This window comes from Streptomyces sp. CA-250714, from assembly GCF_050936705.1.
Lineage (GTDB): Bacteria > Actinomycetota > Actinomycetes > Streptomycetales > Streptomycetaceae > Streptomyces.
In genome coordinates this window covers 3,674,060-3,689,275 of the sequence record NZ_JBNJMI010000002.1, presented here as the reverse complement: position 1 = coordinate 3,689,275, position 15,216 = coordinate 3,674,060, and the positions used below count along the sequence as shown (strand labels likewise).

The window sequence follows — 15,216 nt, the reverse complement described above, 5'->3', positions numbered from 1 at the left end:
GGACTCGGTCAGAGGGAAGCTAGCGGGCGGCGGGCCGGGAGGGAACGGCTGTGCGCGCACTGCGGCCGTGTTGTGCCCCGTGCTGCCGCGGTGTGGTTTGGCTCGTACTGCCCGTCCCGGTGGCTCGGGAACGACCGGGGAGGGGAACCTCGTTGGTAGCGTGTAGCGTCCGACACCGCCCGCGTGTCGTCTCCGCGCCCTCCCCCGGCCACCGGCCGGGCGGCCGCACTCCAGACCCGCGCCCCTGATCAGGAGCCTTCCGTGACCAACCTCGCACTAGGACCCAGCTGGCTGGATCCGGACTTCCTGATCCAGACCTTCGGCCCTGTCGGGATCCTGGCGATCGTCTTCGCGGAGTCGGGCCTGCTCATCGGCTTCTTCCTGCCCGGCGACTCGCTGCTGTTCACCACGGGTCTGCTGATCGTGACCGACCAGCTGCACACGCCGCTGTGGCTGATGTGCCTGCTGATCGTGCTCTCCGCGGTGCTGGGTGACCAGGTCGGATACATGTTCGGCAAGAAGGTGGGGCCGACGCTCTTCAAGCGGCCCGACTCACGGTTCTTCAAGCAGGAGAACGTCGAGAAGGCGCACGAGTTCTTCGAGAAGCACGGGCCGAAGTCGCTGGTGCTGGCCAGGTTCGTGCCGATCGTGCGGACGTTCACGCCGATCATCGCCGGTGTCAGCCAGATGCGGTACCGGTCGTTCGTCATCTTCAACATCATCGGCGGCACCCTGTGGGGCGCCGGCGTCACCCTTCTGGGTGCCGCGCTGGGGCAGATCGACTTCGTGCACAAGCACATCGAGACGATTCTCATCGGCATCGTGCTGCTGTCGATCCTCCCGATCGTGATCGAGTATCTGCGGAGCCGCGGCAAGGGCGGCTCCGCCACGGCCGAGCCGGACGCCGCCGCTGCTCCCGCCAATTCGGAGAGCCACCCGCCGGCGCCGGGCGCGCCTTACGGCTCCGCGGGTTACGGCGCTCCGGGGCAGCACCCGGGTGCCCCGGGTACGCCGGGCGGCTATGGCCCTGGGCACGGTGCGGGTCCCGGCCCCTCCGGACCCGAGGGTGCGATGCCTCCCGGGGCTCCCTACGGCGACGGCTACCCGCTGCCCCCGGAGGTCCCGTACGGCCCCGGTCCCGGTGCGGCGCCGCAGGCTCCGCCGCCGTACCAGGAGGGCGGGGCGCCGCAGGGTCCCCCGGCTCCGCCGCAGGATCAGTCTGCTCCGCAGAACCGGCCTGGCGGCCGGGGTCGGCACGCCCGCCGGTAGGCCGTGTCCGGCGGCTCGTGCGCACCCGGCATTTCGTGCGCACCCGGCATGGGGGGCTGCGCTTGCCCACCCTGCGCCCCTGGCGCAGACTGCCCAAGCTTCGCAGGGGACCCGCGCGACCAGCCACAACGCAACCCGCAGCCCGCAAGCGGCCGCTGAGCTTCAGCTCTGGCGGGGCGGAAGTAGCCGTTTCACGAGGGGCCACAGGAGGAGGACGGCGATGATCGCGTAGACGGCGAGGGCGAACGGGGTGTTGACCAGGCCGGTGACGCTGCCGTCACTGATCTGGAGCGCCCTGCGCAACTGCTGCTCCGCGTTCGGACCGAGGATGACGCCGATGATCGCGGGCAGCACGGGCAGTCCGTAGCGCCGCATCATCAGGCCGAGGAGGCCGATGACGAGCAGGATCACCACATCGACGGCCTCGCCGCCCACCGCGTAGGCGCCGACCGCCGCGAAGAAGAGGATTCCCGCGTACAGATACGGCCGCGGTACGCGCAGCAGCTTCGACCAGACCGGTGCCAGTGGCAGGTTGAGGACGAGCAGCATCACCATGCCGACGAAGAGCGAGGCGATCAGGCCCCACACCAGTTCGGGTTCGCGCTCGAACAGCAGCGGGCCAGGCTGGATGCCGTACTGCTGGAACGCCGCGAGCATCACGGCCGCGACGGCGGTCGTCGGCAGCCCGAGGGTCAGCATCGAGACGAGTGTGCCGGCGGCCGAGGCGGAGGCGGCCGACTCCGGTCCGGCGACGCCCTCGATGGCGCCCTTGCCGAACTCCTTCCGGTGCTTCGAGAGCCGCTTCTCGGTGATGTACGACAGGAACGTGGGGATCTCCGCGCCGCCGGCCGGGACCGCGCCGAACGGGAACCCGATCAACGGCCCGCGCAGCCATGGCTTCCAGGTGCGCCGCAGCTCGTCGCGGCCCAGCCAGGGGCGGCCGACCGGAATGGAGGCGCCGGTTCCGCGCCGCAGATGTGCGGCCACCCACAGCGCCTCGCCGATGGCGAAGAGGCCGACGGCGACGATGACGACGTCGATGCCGTCCGAGAGTTGGAGGCTGCCGAACGTCAGCCGCTGCTGGCCCGTCATCTGGTCCAGGCCGACCAGTCCGAGGGTCAGGCCGATCAGCAGGGAGGCGAAGCCGCGGATGCGGGAGGAGCCGAGGACTGAGGTGACGGCGATGAAGGCCAGCACCATGATCGCGAAGTAGTCGGGGGCGCCGATGTCCACGGCCAGGCTCGCCACGGTAGGGGCGAGGACGACGAGCAGGACCGTGCCGATCATGCCGCCGGCGAAGTGCCCGACGGCCGCCGCGGCGAGCGCCTGGGAGCCGCGTCCCGCCTTGGCCATCGGGTTGCCTTCGATGGCGGCGATCACCGCCGCGCTCTCCCCCGGGGTGTTGAGCAGGATGGATGTCGTCGAGCCGCCGAACATACCGCCGTAGTAGATCCCCGCGAACATGATGAACGCGGCTGTCGGGTCGAGACCGTAGGTGACGGGCAGCAGCAGGGCGACGGCCATGGCCGGGCCGATGCCCGGCAGTACGCCGATGGCGGTGCCCAGCAGTACGCCGGTTGCGGCCCACAGCAGGTTGAGGGGCGTCAGGGCGGTACCGAAGCCGTCGATCAGGGAGTTGACGGAGTCCATCGGTTACATCACTCCCATCAGTGGTCCGCCCGGCAGCTGGACGCCGAGGAGGAGGTGGAAGACCGCATAGGTGATCAGGGACAGCCCGGCGGCGATCAGCGGATCGCGGGTGAGGGCATGGGTGCGGCTGCCCAGCGCGAAGGCCGAGCCCCAGAACAGCAGCGCGCCCGCGAGCGGGAAGCCGAGCGGGTCGATCAGCGCGGCGAAGGCGAGAAAGACGCCCGCGAGCAGCGCGACCGTACGCCAGTCGCCCGGCTCGCTGAGATCGACGTCCTCGCCGCTCTCCGCCTCGCCTCGTCCGCCGCGCAGTACGTCGACGGCGAGCAGGACCGAGACGACGAGCAGTGCCGTCCCGACGATGAGCGGGACCGTACGGGGCCCGACCGGGCCGCGTGCCCCGGCGACGGTGTCCATGGTCAGCGCGTCGGTGAGGACGAGGACGCCGACGGCCAGCAGCAGGGCGCATACGCCCAGTTCGGAGTAGGCGCGCAGGCCGGTGGGGGCCGGTTTTGTGTCCGGTGCTTGCGTTGCGCTCACTGTCCCAGCTCCTTCAGGACGGAGTCCACGCGCTTGTCCTCGCGCTTCAGGAAGCGGCCGTACTTGTCGCCGGGGAGCCAGGCGTCGTCCCAGCCGTTGGTACGCAACGACTCACGCCACTCCTTCGAGCGACGCAGCTCGCGCATGAAGCGGATCAGCTTGTCCCGCTGGGCTTCGGTCAGGCCGGGCGGCGCCATCATGCCGCGCCAGTTGGTGAACTCCACGTCCACGCCTGACTCCTTGAGGGTGGGCGCGTCGAAGCCGTCGACCCGCTCGGGCCCGGTGACGGCGAGCAGCCTGAGCTCGCCGGACTTGATCTGGTCGCGGTACTCGCCGAGGCCCGAGATGCCGAACTTCACCTTGCCGCCCAGTACGGAGGCCAGCAGCTCGCCGCCGCCGTCGAACGGCACGTAGTTGACCGATTTCGGCTCGATACCGGCCGCGCGGGCCATCAGCATCGGCGCAAGATGGTCGGGGCCGCCCGGCGAGGAGCCGCCGCCGACCGGTACCGACCGCGGGTGCTTCTTCCAGTCGGCGAGGAGCTGTTCGAACGTCTTGTACTTGGAGTTCTTGGCGACGACCACGATGTCGGGCTCCTCCGTCAGCCGGGCGATGGGTGTCGCGTCGGCGAGCGTGGAGGGCGAGTGGTTGGTGTGCACGGCGCCGACCACGCCCAGCCCCATGGACATCGCCAGCTTGCCGTTGCCGCGCTCGTTGACGAGCCGGCTGAGGCCGACGGTGCCGCCGGCGCCGGGCAGGTTGAAGACCTCGATGTTGTGGTTGAGCCCGGCGTCCTCGGCGTTCTTGGCGGCCGTACGTGCGGTGATGTCGTAGCCGCCGCCGGGGGTGTTGGGCACCATGAAGCGCAGGCCGGGGATGTTCGTACCGCCTGCGCTGCCGCTGCCGGAGGTGATCAGCGGCGGTACGAGCAGCACGACCACCGCGGCTGCCAGGGGGGAGAGAAGGGCGCGCGTACGCACGCGGAACACCGCCTTTCCAGGGGCAGTCCGGGGGACGGGGGTGGGGAGGCCCACATGCTGCCCGGGTGGCGGGGCGGTGTCTGCCCTCGTACGGCAAGAAAAGTATTGGTCGTTGTGTTCGTTGTGGTCGCGGCGGCCGGCTGACCGTAATGGTGGCGGTATGGGGGTGTTCAGTTGGTGTCTTCGGCCGGGACCAGAGCCGCGTCGAGGGCGTCGAGGGAGGGGTAGTGCGGCAGGCGGTGCTCCAATTCCAGCCGCCGCAGCAGCCTGCCGACCGGTACGTGCCCGCACACCAGAGCCAGCCAGCCGTCCTGGGAGAGCGCTGTCGTACGGGCCCGCAGCAGCACGCGGACCACCGAGCAGTCCAGGAATGTCACGTCCCGCATGTCCAGTGCGACGCGGGGCGGCGAGGCGTCGGACAGTGCCCGGACGAGATCGGACTCCAGCCCGGGCAGCGTCGCGATGTCCAGTTCGCCCCTCGCGCGTACGGTCCGGAACCGGGCCGGGCCCGGGGTGTCGGAGCGCGGGACGGCGACCATGGAAGACCCCTTCCACTGACGAGCGGTACGGCGGGTGCGGTAGTTGCGGCGGGTGCCGGGGTGCCGGGGTGCGGCGGGTGCGGGTTGCGGCGGTGGTGCGGCGGGTGCGGTTGTGCGGTGGAGCGGTTGAGCGTGTGGTGCGGTGGAGCGTGTGTGCGGTCGTGACGTGGTGGTGCGTGGTGGTGCGTGCGGTTTGGTGGTGTGTGGGGTGTGGTGGTGCGGGTGATGGAGAGTGGGGGTGCGGCGTTTCGGCTCGGCGGCCTACGGCTTACGGCGGTGCTGCGTTACGGCATGCCGCTGATCGGGCGTGCGCGTTCGCCGGCAGTCCGGTGGTCCGTCGCGGGCCGGGTACGGCCGTTCGGCCGGGGTCCGGGGCCGAACATGTGCACTCTAAGCACGTACTGAGGGCGCTGAGGCGTGAGTGCGGACACCGAACCCCTCAGTGCCTCGATCTCACCCGTCCGAGTGATGGCGGGATCCGGTGGTGCGGGTGGGGGCGCATACGGGGCGCATGGCGTGTGCGGTGTGAGGGCAGGGCTGAAGAATGCGACGTGAGGTGGGAGATGAGGCCCGCGCTACGGCTGAGGCATTGGCCGCGCACTTCGGACTGGAGCCGCTGCCCCGCGAGGGCGGCCGGTTCCGGCGGCTGTGGGCGGGGCCCGAACGGAGTGACGGCCGGCCGGAGGGCTCCGCGATCGTGATGCTGCTGACCGACGAGCCCGATGACTACTGCGCGCTCCACCGACTGCCGAACGACGAGGTCTGGCACTACTACTTGGGCGCGCCGCTGCAACTGCTGCTGCTCGCCCCGCGCGAGGAGCGTACGGCTGTCAGTACTCCCGTGCTCGGTCCCGATGTGCTCGGCGCGGGGCACCAGGTGCAGCTCACCGTGCCGGCCGGAACGTGGGTGGGCGCCCGGGTCGCGGCGGGGGGCGTGAACGGTACGGGAGGGGTGGGCGGTGCGTGGACGCTGTTCGGCTGCACGATGGCGCCCGGCTACACCGACGCGGGGTATGAGCACGGGGACGCGGATGTGCTCGCCGGGGCGTATCCGGAGCATGAGCGGATCATCAGGGAGCTGGCTCGATGAGCCCGGCGGAGCCGCTGCCTGAGCCGTCGCCTGGGCCGTCGACAATGCCGCCGTCCGAGCCGTCGACAGTGCCGTCGCCCGCGCCGCCCACCGAGCCCCGGACCGTGCTGGTCACCGGCGCCTCCGGCGGCATCGGTCGTGGTATCGCGCTCCGGTTCGCCGCGGCGGGCGCCCGGGTGGTGGTGCACTACCGCAGTGACGCCGCGGGGGCGCAGCGGACGGTGGAGCTGATCCGGCGGGAGGGCGGCGCGGCCCTCGCCGTGCACGGGGAGCTGGGCACGGAGGACGGCTGCCGTGCCGTGGTCACCGAGGCCGCCCGGTGGTGCCCCGCGGGGCTGGGTTCGCTGGTCAACAACGCGGGCGTGCAGCCCGTACGGGAACTGCGCGGGATGACGGCGGAGGAGTGGCGTGCCGTCGTCGACACCAATCTGTCGAGCGTCTTCGGCTGTACGCAGGCGGCGGCGCCGCTGCTGGCGGAGGGCGGTGGCGGCAGCATTACGCACGTCGCCTCCATCGAGGCGGCGCAGCCCGCGCCGGGGCACGCGCACTACGCCGTCTCCAAGGCCGCGATCGTTACGCACGCCCGGGCCGCCGCGCTGGAGTACGGGCCGCTCGGGGTGCGGGTGAACACCGTCTCGCCCGGGCTGGTGGAGCGGGACGGCATCGAGGAGCAGTGGCCCGAGGGCGTACGGCGATGGCGCGCCGCCGCCCCCGACGGCCGGCTGGGGACGGCGGAGGACGTGGGTGACGCCTGCGTCTTTCTCGCCTCGCCGCAGGCACGCTGGATCAACGGCCATGACCTGGTGCTGGACGGCGGGGTGTCGGCACGGCCCTCGTGGTGACGGCGCCGCTGCCCTCAGGCCCCCGGCTGGTCCCCCTACGCCCCCGGTTGCTCGGCTTATGCCCCCGGCTGCCCGGCGCCCTTCCCCACGTACTCGCGCAGATGCTGCGCCGTCAATGTGTCGGTGGAGGTGATGAGTTCGGCCGGTGGACCCGTGAACAGCACCTCGCCACCGTCGTGGCCGCCACCCGGGCCCAGGTCGATGATCCAGTCCGCGTGGGCCATCACCGCCTGGTGGTGCTCGATGACGACGACCGAGTTGCCGTCCTCGACCAGCCGGTCCAGCAGCGCCAGCAGTTGGTCGACGTCGGCCATGTGCAGTCCGGTCGTCGGCTCGTCCAGGACGTAGGTGGCCGCCTTCTCCGCCATGTGGATGGCCAGCTTGAGCCGCTGGCGCTCGCCGCCCGAGAGGGTGTTCAGCGGCTGGCCCAGGCGCAGATAGCCCAGGCCCACGTCGGCGAGGCGGCCGAGGATCGCGGCTGCCTGGCCGGTGGTGAAGAACTCGCGGGCCTCGGCCACCGACATGGCCAGCACCTCACTGATGTTCTTTCCGCGCAGCGTGTACTTCAGCACCTCGGGCGTGAAGCGTTTGCCGTCGCACTCCTCGCACACCGAGGCGACCCCGGCCATCATCGCCAGATCCGTGTAGACGAGCCCTATCCCGTTGCAGTTCGGGCAGGCGCCCGCCGAGTTGGCGGAGAACAGCGCCGCCTTGACGCCGTTGGCCTTGGCGAACGCCGTACGGACGGGGCCCAGCAGCCCGGTGTAGGTCGCCGGGTTGCTGCGGCGTGATCCGCGAATCGGTGACTGGTCGGCCACCAGTACGTCGTCCCGGCCGGACAGATAGCCGTGGATCAGGGAGCTCTTGCCGGAGCCCGCCACGCCTGTGACGACCGTGAGGACACCGAGCGGGATGTCCACATCGACGTCCTTGAGGTTGTGCAGGTTCGCGCCTCTGATCTCGACGGCGCCCTTGGGCTCCCGGACCGTCTCGCGCAGCCGGGCGCGGTGGCCCAGATGGCGGCCCGTGAGGGTGCCGGAGGCGCGTAGCCCCGCGACATCGCCCTCGTAGCAGATCTGCCCACCACCGGTGCCCGCGCCGGGGCCGAGGTCGACCACATGGTCGGCGATGGCGATGACCTCCGGCTTGTGCTCGACCACCAGCACCGTGTTGCCCTTGTCGCGCAGGAGCAGCAGCAGTTCGTTCATCCGCTGGATGTCGTGCGGGTGCAGGCCGATGGTGGGTTCGTCGAAGACGTAGGTGACGTCGGTGATGCTGGAGCCGAGGTGGCGGACCATTTTGACGCGCTGTGCCTCGCCGCCGGAGAGCGTGCCCGCGGGCCGGTCCAGGCTCAGATAGCCAAGGCCGATGTCGACCAGCGAGTCGAGCGTCTGGCAGAGCGTGTCGCGCAGCGGCGCCACGGAGGCGTCCGACAGCCCCCGGACGAACGGGGCGAGGTCGCTGATCTGCATACGGGCGCAGTCCGCGATGTTCACCCCGTCGATCTTCGAGGAGAGCGCCGCCTGGCTGAGTCGGCTGCCGCCGCACGCCGGGCAGCTGGTGTAGACGACGGCCCGGTCGGTGAACTCCCGGATGTGGGCCTGCATCGCGTCCCGGTCCTTGGACAGGTAGGTGCGCTGGATGCGGGTGATCACGCCGTCGTACGTGAGGTTCGAGGTGCCGACCTTCACCTTCGTCGTCGGCTGGTACAGCAGCGCGTCCCACTCCTGCTGGGTGAAGTCGCGGACCTTCTTGTCCGGGTCGAAGAAGCCGCAGTTGACCAGCACTTGCCAGAACCAGCTGTCCACCGCGAACCCCGGTGCGGTGACGGCGCCCTCGCGCACGGACAGGTCACGGTCGACGATCTGGTCGATGTCGATGGTCGTGGTCTGGCCCAGCCCCTCGCACTCGGCACACATGCCCTCCGTGCTGTTGAAGCTGAACGCGGTCGAGGTGCCGATGTGCGGGGTGCCCAGGCGGCTGTAGATGATCCGCAGCATTGTGTAGGCGTCGGTCGCGGTGCCCACGGTGGAGCGGGAGTTGGCGCCCATCCGCTCCTGGTCGACGACGATCGCCGCGCTCAGGTTGCGCAGGCTGTCCACGTCGGGGCGGCCCAGGCTCGGCATGAACGACTGGATGAACGCCGTGTACGTCTCGTTGATCAGCCGCTGGGACTCGGCCGCGACCGTCCCGAAGACCAGCGACGACTTGCCCGAGCCCGACACCCCGGTGAAGACCGTCAGCCTGCGCTTTGGAATGTCGAGGGAGACGTTCGCGAGGTTGTTCTCCCGCGCGCCCCGCACCTCGATGACGTTGTGACTGTCCGCAGGCGTCAGTGGCGTGTTCTGGGCTGGCATGGTGGCTCTCCTCGGTCCCTGACCAGGTGCCCCGCACCCGGTCAGTCCTGCTGAAGCGACTGAGCGGCCAGCCTAGGTGGAGGGTCTGACAATCGGGAGTTCATTCGGGTGTCCACGACGTCTCCAACTCATGGCAGGCGCCAGGTAGTTGGTGATGGGACGCGCCGTTGGCTTCGCCCCACCGGGCGCGTCCGTCACCAGCCGGTCAGCAGGAGGTGGTTGACCGCCAGCGCGGTTGCCGCCTGGGCAGCCAGCCAGTACCGCGCTCCCCGGCGGGGCAGCAGTGCCGCCGCGGGCAGCAGCCAGGTGAGGAAGGGCAGCCAGATCCGTTCGGTCTCGGCCTTGCTCATGCCGGACAGGTCGGCGACGGCGATCGTGAGCAGAGCGGCCATCACCAGGAGGGCGAGGCGTTCGCGGTCGGTGAGGGGGTCGGGGTCGACCGTTCGTGCTTCCCGCAGTTGCGGTCGTGGTCGCAGTCGTGCCCATGCCCGGCGTCCCACTGCTGCACCGGTCAGGGCTGCCCGCCGTACGCCGGCCACGGCGCCCGGTCCCACGGCTGTCACCGCGCAGGCGAGGTTCGCCCACACCCAGTAGCTGTACGGCCGGATGCGGGCGGCGCCCTCGTAGTAGCGCTCGGTCAGCAGTTGGTAGCCCTCCCACCAGTTGAAGCCCGCGAGGGTGAAGGCGGCGGCCACTACGGCGACGCCCGCCAGCACCCAGGGGAGCGGCCGCAGAGTGCGGGACAGGGCGAGGACGGTGAGGCCGAGCAGCGCGCACAGGGTGAGTCCGTACGACAGATAGCAGGTGAGCCCGAACAGCAGCCCGGCGCCGAGCGCGGCAGTGCGCCGGAGGCGGAGCGGCTCGGTGACCGTGTGCTTGTCCGTCCGCGCGGACAGCGCGAGCAGGGCGAGTGCCCAGGCGGCCACTGCTGTGAAGTACCCGTCGGCCGACACGCCCACCCAGACGGCGGTCGGCGCCAGTACGAGGAACGGCGCTGCCCTGCGGGCCTGTTCCTCGCCCGTCAGGGCCCGCAGCGTCACCAGTACGGCGGCGACTGCCGACGAGCCGACGGTGATGACCCATACGGACGCCCATGGGCCGCCCCCCAGCCCCACCCGGTCGAGCCCGACGAAGGTGAGCACTGCTGCGGGCGGATGGCCCGCCACATGTGGGACCCAGTTGTCCGGGGAGTGCAGCAGGATGTGGTCGGTGAAGGTGCGCAGCGCGGCGGGGACGTTCCCGAACCGGTGCACCTCCTGGAGGTACTCGTAGGCGGAGGTCAGCTGGTTCGCCACGCCCCGGTGCCAGCCGTCGACCAGGGCGAGCGACCAGATCCACGCCATGCCGGCGGCCCAGGAGGCCGCCAGTAGTCGGCGCCACGGCAGTCGTGCGGCCAGGGTGGGGCCGTAGCCGAGGACGGTTGCCGCGATCAGGAGTGCGAGCGGTGTGCCGGGGCCCAGGTGCGGGGTGAGCTCCGCGTAGTACGGGGGGTAGTGGACTCGTAGTGTGCCGTGTTCGCGTTCGATGGCGGCGCCGAGGACGACGGCTGCGGTCACCAGTGTCGCGGCGGTAGCGACAGCTGTCAGGTCCGGCAGGAGGGTGCCCCTGTTTGCCGTCTGCCGGCTGCGGGTGGGTTGTGGCTGGTGGGGGCACCTCCCGGCCGGAGGCTGGGGGAGCAGTTCCCCGCGCCCCTTCGGGGCGCGTTCCTGCGGGGGATTCGGGTTGGGGGGCACAGGGGCACGTTAGGCCGCGTGGGGTCGTGCGGGGGGCTCCGGTGGAGGACGTCAGCGTTTTGTCATGGGTTGCAGCCCTCTTCTGGGCCGTGTCCGCGCATACGGTCACCGCATGGGCGACCACCGCACCTTTCTCCGGGACCGGTCGATGCGGCTCCCGTCGGAGCCCGGGTTCTGGCGCAGTCCGCTGCGCGGTCCGTGGCTGACGGCGCTGCTCGGTGCCGTACTGCTGGCCGGTATCACCGTGCTGTTCGTCACCGGTCTGCTGTCGTACGCGGCGTACAACCCGGAGCTGCGGGCCAACGACCGGACGGCGGACCATGGGCTGTTCGGCTTCTATCTGTTCGCCTGGCCGACCGATCCGTACTGGCTCTACCGGCTCACCCAGGGGCTGCACACCACGGTCGGTGTGGTCCTGGTGCCGGTGCTGCTGGCGAAGCTCTGGTCCGTCATCCCCAAGCTGTTCACCATGCCGCCCGCCCGCTCGGCGGCGCACGCGCTGGAGCGGATCTCGCTGCTGCTGCTCGTCGGCGGTGTGCTGTTCGAGTTTGTGACGGGACTGCTGAACATCCAGCTCGACTACCTGTTCCCCGGCTCGTTCTACCGGCTGCACCTCTACGGCGCGTGGGTGTTCATCGCCGCGTTCCTGGTGCACGTCGCGCTGCGGCTGCCCAAGGCCGTACGGGTACTGCGGGACGGGCCGCCGGACGACCTCGCATCAGGGCGCCGAAAACGCCGGGAACGCGGGGCACAGGGACACGGTCGTGCGGAGCCCGCTGACGAGGGGGAGCGGGAGCCGGATCTCGGCACCGGGCTGGTCGCGCCTCGTCCTGCCCCACCCACGCTGACCCGGCGCGGGGCGCTCGGCGCGGTGGGCGGCGGCTCGGTGCTGCTGCTGGGTGTGACGATCGGCCAGAACTTCGACGGGCCGCTGCGCCGCACCGCGCTGCTGGCACCGCACGGCGGCCCCGATCCGGGCACCGGGGCGAACGCCTTCCAGATCAACAAGACGGCCGCTGCCGTCGGCGTCACACGCGAGGAGGCCGGCGACGGCTGGCGACTGATCGTCGAGGGCGCGCACGGGCGGAAGCTGCGGTTCTCCCGGGCCGACCTGCTGAAGATGCGGCAGCACTCCGCCGCGCTGCCGATCGCCTGCGTGGAGGGGTGGTCGACCTCCGACCAGCACTGGAGCGGCGTACGGCTGCGTGATCTGGCGGAGCTGGCCGGGTTCGACCCACGAGACGGGCTGCCCGGCGTCTTCGTGGCGTCTCTGCAGCGCTCCGGCGCGTTCCGGCATGCCTCCCTGCGGGACAACCAGGTGCGCGATCCGCGGTCCCTGCTGGCGCTGCGGGTGGGGGGCGAGGATCTCTCCCTCGACCACGGCTACCCGGCCCGCGTCATCGTCCCGGCGGCACCCGGGGTGCACAACACCAAATGGGTCACCCGGCTGGAGTTCGGAGGGGACCGATGAAGGGCCGGGCGCAGGGGCCCGCGGCGGGCGGCCGGATGGAGGCCGGTCCCGCACAGGGCGCCGGCCGGATGCGCCGCTCGGTGGGCAGCCCGCTTCAGATCGTCCTGCTGCTGGCCTCTTTCGTCATCACCGGCTATGCCGGTGTGCGGTTGCTGGCGGACGACTGGCTGGGTGTCGCCGTGTGGTTCGTGGGGGCGGCACTGCTGCACGATCTGGTGTTGCTGCCGTTGTACTCGCTGGCGGACCGGGTCCCCGGACTGGCCGGTCGGTATGTGAACCACCTGCGGATCCCCGCCCTGCTGTCCCTGCTGCTGTTGTTGGTCTGGCTGCCCCTGATCGTCGGTCCGGCCGACCGGTACCCGAAGCTCACCGGGCGGCCGGAGGGTAACAACGGCTATGCGCTGCACTGGCTGTGGCTGACGGTCGCACTGTTCGTCGTTTCGGGGCTCTGGCTGGCCGTACGGACAGTGCTCAGCAGACGGTCCATGCGCGGAGCGCGTCAGGTGCGCCGCAGTGCGACGAAAGACCGCCCGCCGGACTCCCACTGACCCGCCGTCGACCACCCGGCGGGCAGTGCGTAGCGCAGCAGTGCACCCGTACCCAACCGGGCCCATGGGAACAACTGCCCACTGCCGGCATGGGGGTGCGTGCCCCGCCCGTCGTCGAGGCGCACCTCGGCCCGCTCGTCCACGTCCAGGGGCGCCGTCTCGGCCAGCAGCAGTCCGCGCGGCGCGAGGATCCGGGTGCAGCGTTCCAACAGTGCTTCGGGATCGCCGCCTATACCGACGTTGCCGTCCAACAGCAGCACACTTCCCCACCGGCCCTCCCCGGGCAGCGGGTCGAAGACCGAACGGCACAGGGCCGTACCGCCGAGGCCGACGGTACGGGCGACAGCCGCCGGGCTCACGTCGATGCCCAGCACCCGGTGGCCGAGCGAGGACAGGGCCGCCACCAGCCTGCCGGGTCCACAGCCGACGTCCAGCACCGCTCCCTCGCAGCGGCGCAGCACCGACATATCGGCAGAGTCCGCGCTCGCGCACCAGCGCTCCACCTCCAGCGGCAGCAACCAGCCGTCACTACGACGCAGGAACAGCGGCCCACGCCCGCTGCGCAGCGCCTCGGCGTACGGATCGGCATGCCACGGCACCGCGCGAGTGCGGACGCCGGTGGAGGCCCCGGCAGCTGGTCGGTCGATGGCTTCGGTGACGGTTTCGGGGGCTCTTCCGGTGGTCGTCATGGGGCGGTCGTCCAGCGGGCGTCGAGGCCTTGCGGGGTCCGGCTGCCGGGGATGGCGAGGGTGGCCAGTCCGGGGCGGAGATCAGGGAGGGTGGCGGCGGTTGCCGCGAACCGGCTGCCGGGTGTCTCGGCGGCGACCCGTACGGCGTCCTCGGCGGTGTCCACGTCGCGCAGCGGCGGCAGTTGGCGGACCCGCAGTCCCTTCCGCGCCAGGCGGGCGAGTTGCGCCTGTCCGGTCGTCGGAGTGGACATCGGAACTCCGCGCAGCAGTGCGGGATCGGGGTCGGCCAGTCCCAGTGCCCAGAAACCGCCGTCAAGGGCGGGCCCGAACCAGGCGTCGCACTCCCGCCAGCCGTCCGGGCCGAGGGCGGGAGCCAGCAGTGCGGGGGTCAGTTGCGGGGTGTCCATCCCGACGAGCAGCGCCGGTCCGGTGCCCGCTTCGGCGAAGGCCGCGGCGAGCCGTTCGTCCAGCCCTCCGGCGCACTGCGGGACGACGTCGAAACCGGGCGGCAGCCACTCGCCGGGCCGCCCGGACAGCACCAGCACCCGACGCCTGGCGGGCATGGCCCGTACGGCCTCCAGGGTGTCGTGCAGCGCGGCGGCTGCCAGCAGCGCGGCCTGGTGCGGCGTACACGGCGGACACAGCCGCGTCTTGACCCTCCCCGGCATCGGCTCTTTGGCGACGACGAGCAGTGTGGTGGTTCCTTCCGGCGCACGGGAGCGCTCCGTCATCGGGCAGCCCTCTGTCCGGCGAGAGGCGGCTCCTGAAGCACCGCCCGCATGTCGCGGACCGCGTGCCAGGTGCCGCGCCAGGTGCCGGTGACCTTGGACTTGCCGGTGCGGGGGCGGTACGGCACATCGCGCTCCTCGATCCGCCAGCCGGCGTCGGCGGCCCGTACGACCATCTGGAGCGGGTATCCGCTGCGCCGGTCGGTCAGCCCGAGGCCCAGCAGCCCCTCGCGGCGGGTGGCCCGCAGCGGGCCCAGGTCGTGCAGCCGTACGCCCGTGCGCGCGTGCAGCATGCGGGAGAGGGCGAGATTTCCCGCGCGGGCGTGCGCGGGCCAGGCGCCGCGCGTCTGCGGGCGCCTGCGGCCCAGTACGAGGTCGCTGCGGCCCGCTCGTACCGCGTCGACGAACGGCTCCAGGAGCGACGGGTCGAGGGAGGCGTCACAGTCGCAGAAGCAGACGATGTCCGCCTCGGCGGCCGTCAGTCCCGCGTGGCAGGCGGCGCCGAAGCCGCGCCGGGGCTCGGACACGACGGTCGCACCCAGTTCGCGTGCCCTCTCAGCGGAGCCGTCCGTCGAGCCGTTGTCCACGACGATCGCCCGCCAGCCCGGCGGGATCCGCTCCAGCACCCAGGGCAGGGCCTGCTCCTCGTCGAGGCAGGGGAGTACGACATCGACACCGGGCACGGGCGTGGCCTCCTTCGAGTGAGGTTCGATCACGTTCCGCACACCCTACGGAAACAAAACTGGCATTCCGGACTTCGCGTTCTTACGAAACACGGACATC

Annotated in this window: 13 protein-coding genes and 1 pseudogene; 5 read left to right on the top strand and 9 right to left on the bottom strand. The window is 71.3% G+C overall.

Going from position 1 to position 15,216, the window contains the following annotated elements:
- Positions 1 to 261 precede the first annotated feature (261 nt).
- On the top strand, positions 262 to 1,269 hold the full coding sequence (locus ACQEU8_RS35345; protein ID WP_433108471.1) for a DedA family protein: 1,008 nt from the start codon (positions 262 to 264) through the stop codon (positions 1,267 to 1,269).
- A gap of 162 nt (positions 1,270 to 1,431) precedes the next feature.
- Here ACQEU8_RS35345 and ACQEU8_RS35340 read toward each other — a convergent pair whose 3' ends face one another.
- From ACQEU8_RS35340 to ACQEU8_RS35325, 4 genes are all read right to left on the bottom strand, one after another.
- A complete protein-coding gene (locus ACQEU8_RS35340) occupies positions 1,432 to 2,919 on the bottom strand; it encodes a tripartite tricarboxylate transporter permease (protein ID WP_433108470.1) in 1,488 nt (495 codons plus the stop codon).
- A gap of 3 nt (positions 2,920 to 2,922) precedes the next feature.
- Positions 2,923 to 3,456: a tripartite tricarboxylate transporter TctB family protein gene (locus tag ACQEU8_RS35335; RefSeq protein WP_433108468.1), complete on the bottom strand. Its 534-nt coding sequence runs from the start codon at positions 3,454 to 3,456 to the stop codon at positions 2,923 to 2,925.
- A complete protein-coding gene (locus ACQEU8_RS35330; protein ID WP_433108466.1) occupies positions 3,453 to 4,436 on the bottom strand; it encodes a Bug family tripartite tricarboxylate transporter substrate binding protein in 984 nt (327 codons plus the stop codon). The genes ACQEU8_RS35335 and ACQEU8_RS35330 overlap by 4 nt, the downstream gene beginning before the upstream one ends.
- Before the next feature lie 170 nt (positions 4,437 to 4,606).
- Positions 4,607 to 4,975, bottom strand: a complete 369-nt coding sequence (locus ACQEU8_RS35325) for an STAS domain-containing protein (protein WP_433108464.1) — start codon at positions 4,973 to 4,975, stop codon at positions 4,607 to 4,609.
- Between the two features lie 544 nt (positions 4,976 to 5,519).
- Here ACQEU8_RS35325 and ACQEU8_RS35320 point away from each other — a divergent pair.
- Together ACQEU8_RS35320 and ACQEU8_RS35315 are read left to right on the top strand one after the other, a co-directional pair.
- Positions 5,520 to 6,065, top strand: coding sequence for a cupin domain-containing protein (locus ACQEU8_RS35320; protein ID WP_433108462.1), 546 nt, complete (start codon positions 5,520 to 5,522; stop codon positions 6,063 to 6,065).
- A 44-nt stretch (positions 6,066 to 6,109) separates the two neighbouring features.
- The gene (locus ACQEU8_RS35315) at positions 6,110 to 6,907 is read left to right on the top strand and encodes an SDR family NAD(P)-dependent oxidoreductase (RefSeq protein WP_433108963.1); all 798 of its coding nucleotides are present in this window, start codon (positions 6,110 to 6,112) and stop codon (positions 6,905 to 6,907) included.
- A gap of 56 nt (positions 6,908 to 6,963) precedes the next feature.
- Here the strand turns inward: ACQEU8_RS35315 and ACQEU8_RS35310 are convergent, their stop codons facing one another.
- Positions 6,964 to 9,264, bottom strand: coding sequence for an ATP-binding cassette domain-containing protein (locus ACQEU8_RS35310; RefSeq protein ID WP_433108460.1), 2,301 nt, complete (start codon positions 9,262 to 9,264; stop codon positions 6,964 to 6,966).
- A gap of 194 nt (positions 9,265 to 9,458) precedes the next feature.
- Positions 9,459 to 10,943, bottom strand: coding sequence for a hypothetical protein (locus tag ACQEU8_RS35305; protein ID WP_433108961.1), 1,485 nt, complete (start codon positions 10,941 to 10,943; stop codon positions 9,459 to 9,461).
- Positions 10,944 to 11,109: 166 nt separating this feature from the next.
- Here ACQEU8_RS35305 and ACQEU8_RS35300 point away from each other — a divergent pair, with 166 nt between their 5' ends.
- On the top strand, positions 11,110 to 12,468 hold the full coding sequence (locus ACQEU8_RS35300; RefSeq protein ID WP_433108458.1) for a molybdopterin-dependent oxidoreductase: 1,359 nt from the start codon (positions 11,110 to 11,112) through the stop codon (positions 12,466 to 12,468).
- Positions 12,465 to 13,016: a hypothetical protein gene (locus ACQEU8_RS35295; protein ID WP_433108456.1), complete on the top strand. Its 552-nt coding sequence runs from the start codon at positions 12,465 to 12,467 to the stop codon at positions 13,014 to 13,016. Before ACQEU8_RS35300 ends, ACQEU8_RS35295 begins: the two co-directional genes overlap by 4 nt.
- On the opposite strand, the pseudogene ACQEU8_RS35290 reads toward ACQEU8_RS35295, so the two are convergent.
- The 3 genes and pseudogenes from ACQEU8_RS35290 to ACQEU8_RS35280 all read right to left on the bottom strand — a co-directional run.
- Positions 12,974 to 13,705: pseudogene (locus ACQEU8_RS35290) on the bottom strand (class I SAM-dependent methyltransferase); the annotation flags it as partial. The gene ACQEU8_RS35295 and the pseudogene ACQEU8_RS35290 sit on opposite strands and share 43 nt — an antisense overlap.
- On the bottom strand, positions 13,702 to 14,436 hold the full coding sequence (locus ACQEU8_RS35285; RefSeq protein WP_433108454.1) for a TIGR04282 family arsenosugar biosynthesis glycosyltransferase: 735 nt from the start codon (positions 14,434 to 14,436) through the stop codon (positions 13,702 to 13,704). The gene ACQEU8_RS35285 and the pseudogene ACQEU8_RS35290, both read right to left, overlap by 4 nt.
- Positions 14,433 to 15,149 carry a glycosyltransferase family 2 protein gene (locus ACQEU8_RS35280; protein ID WP_433108452.1) on the bottom strand — a complete coding sequence of 239 codons (717 nt, stop codon included), beginning with the start codon at positions 15,147 to 15,149 and terminating at the stop codon, positions 14,433 to 14,435. The genes ACQEU8_RS35285 and ACQEU8_RS35280 overlap by 4 nt, the downstream gene beginning before the upstream one ends.
- Positions 15,150 to 15,216: the final 67 nt, after the last annotated feature.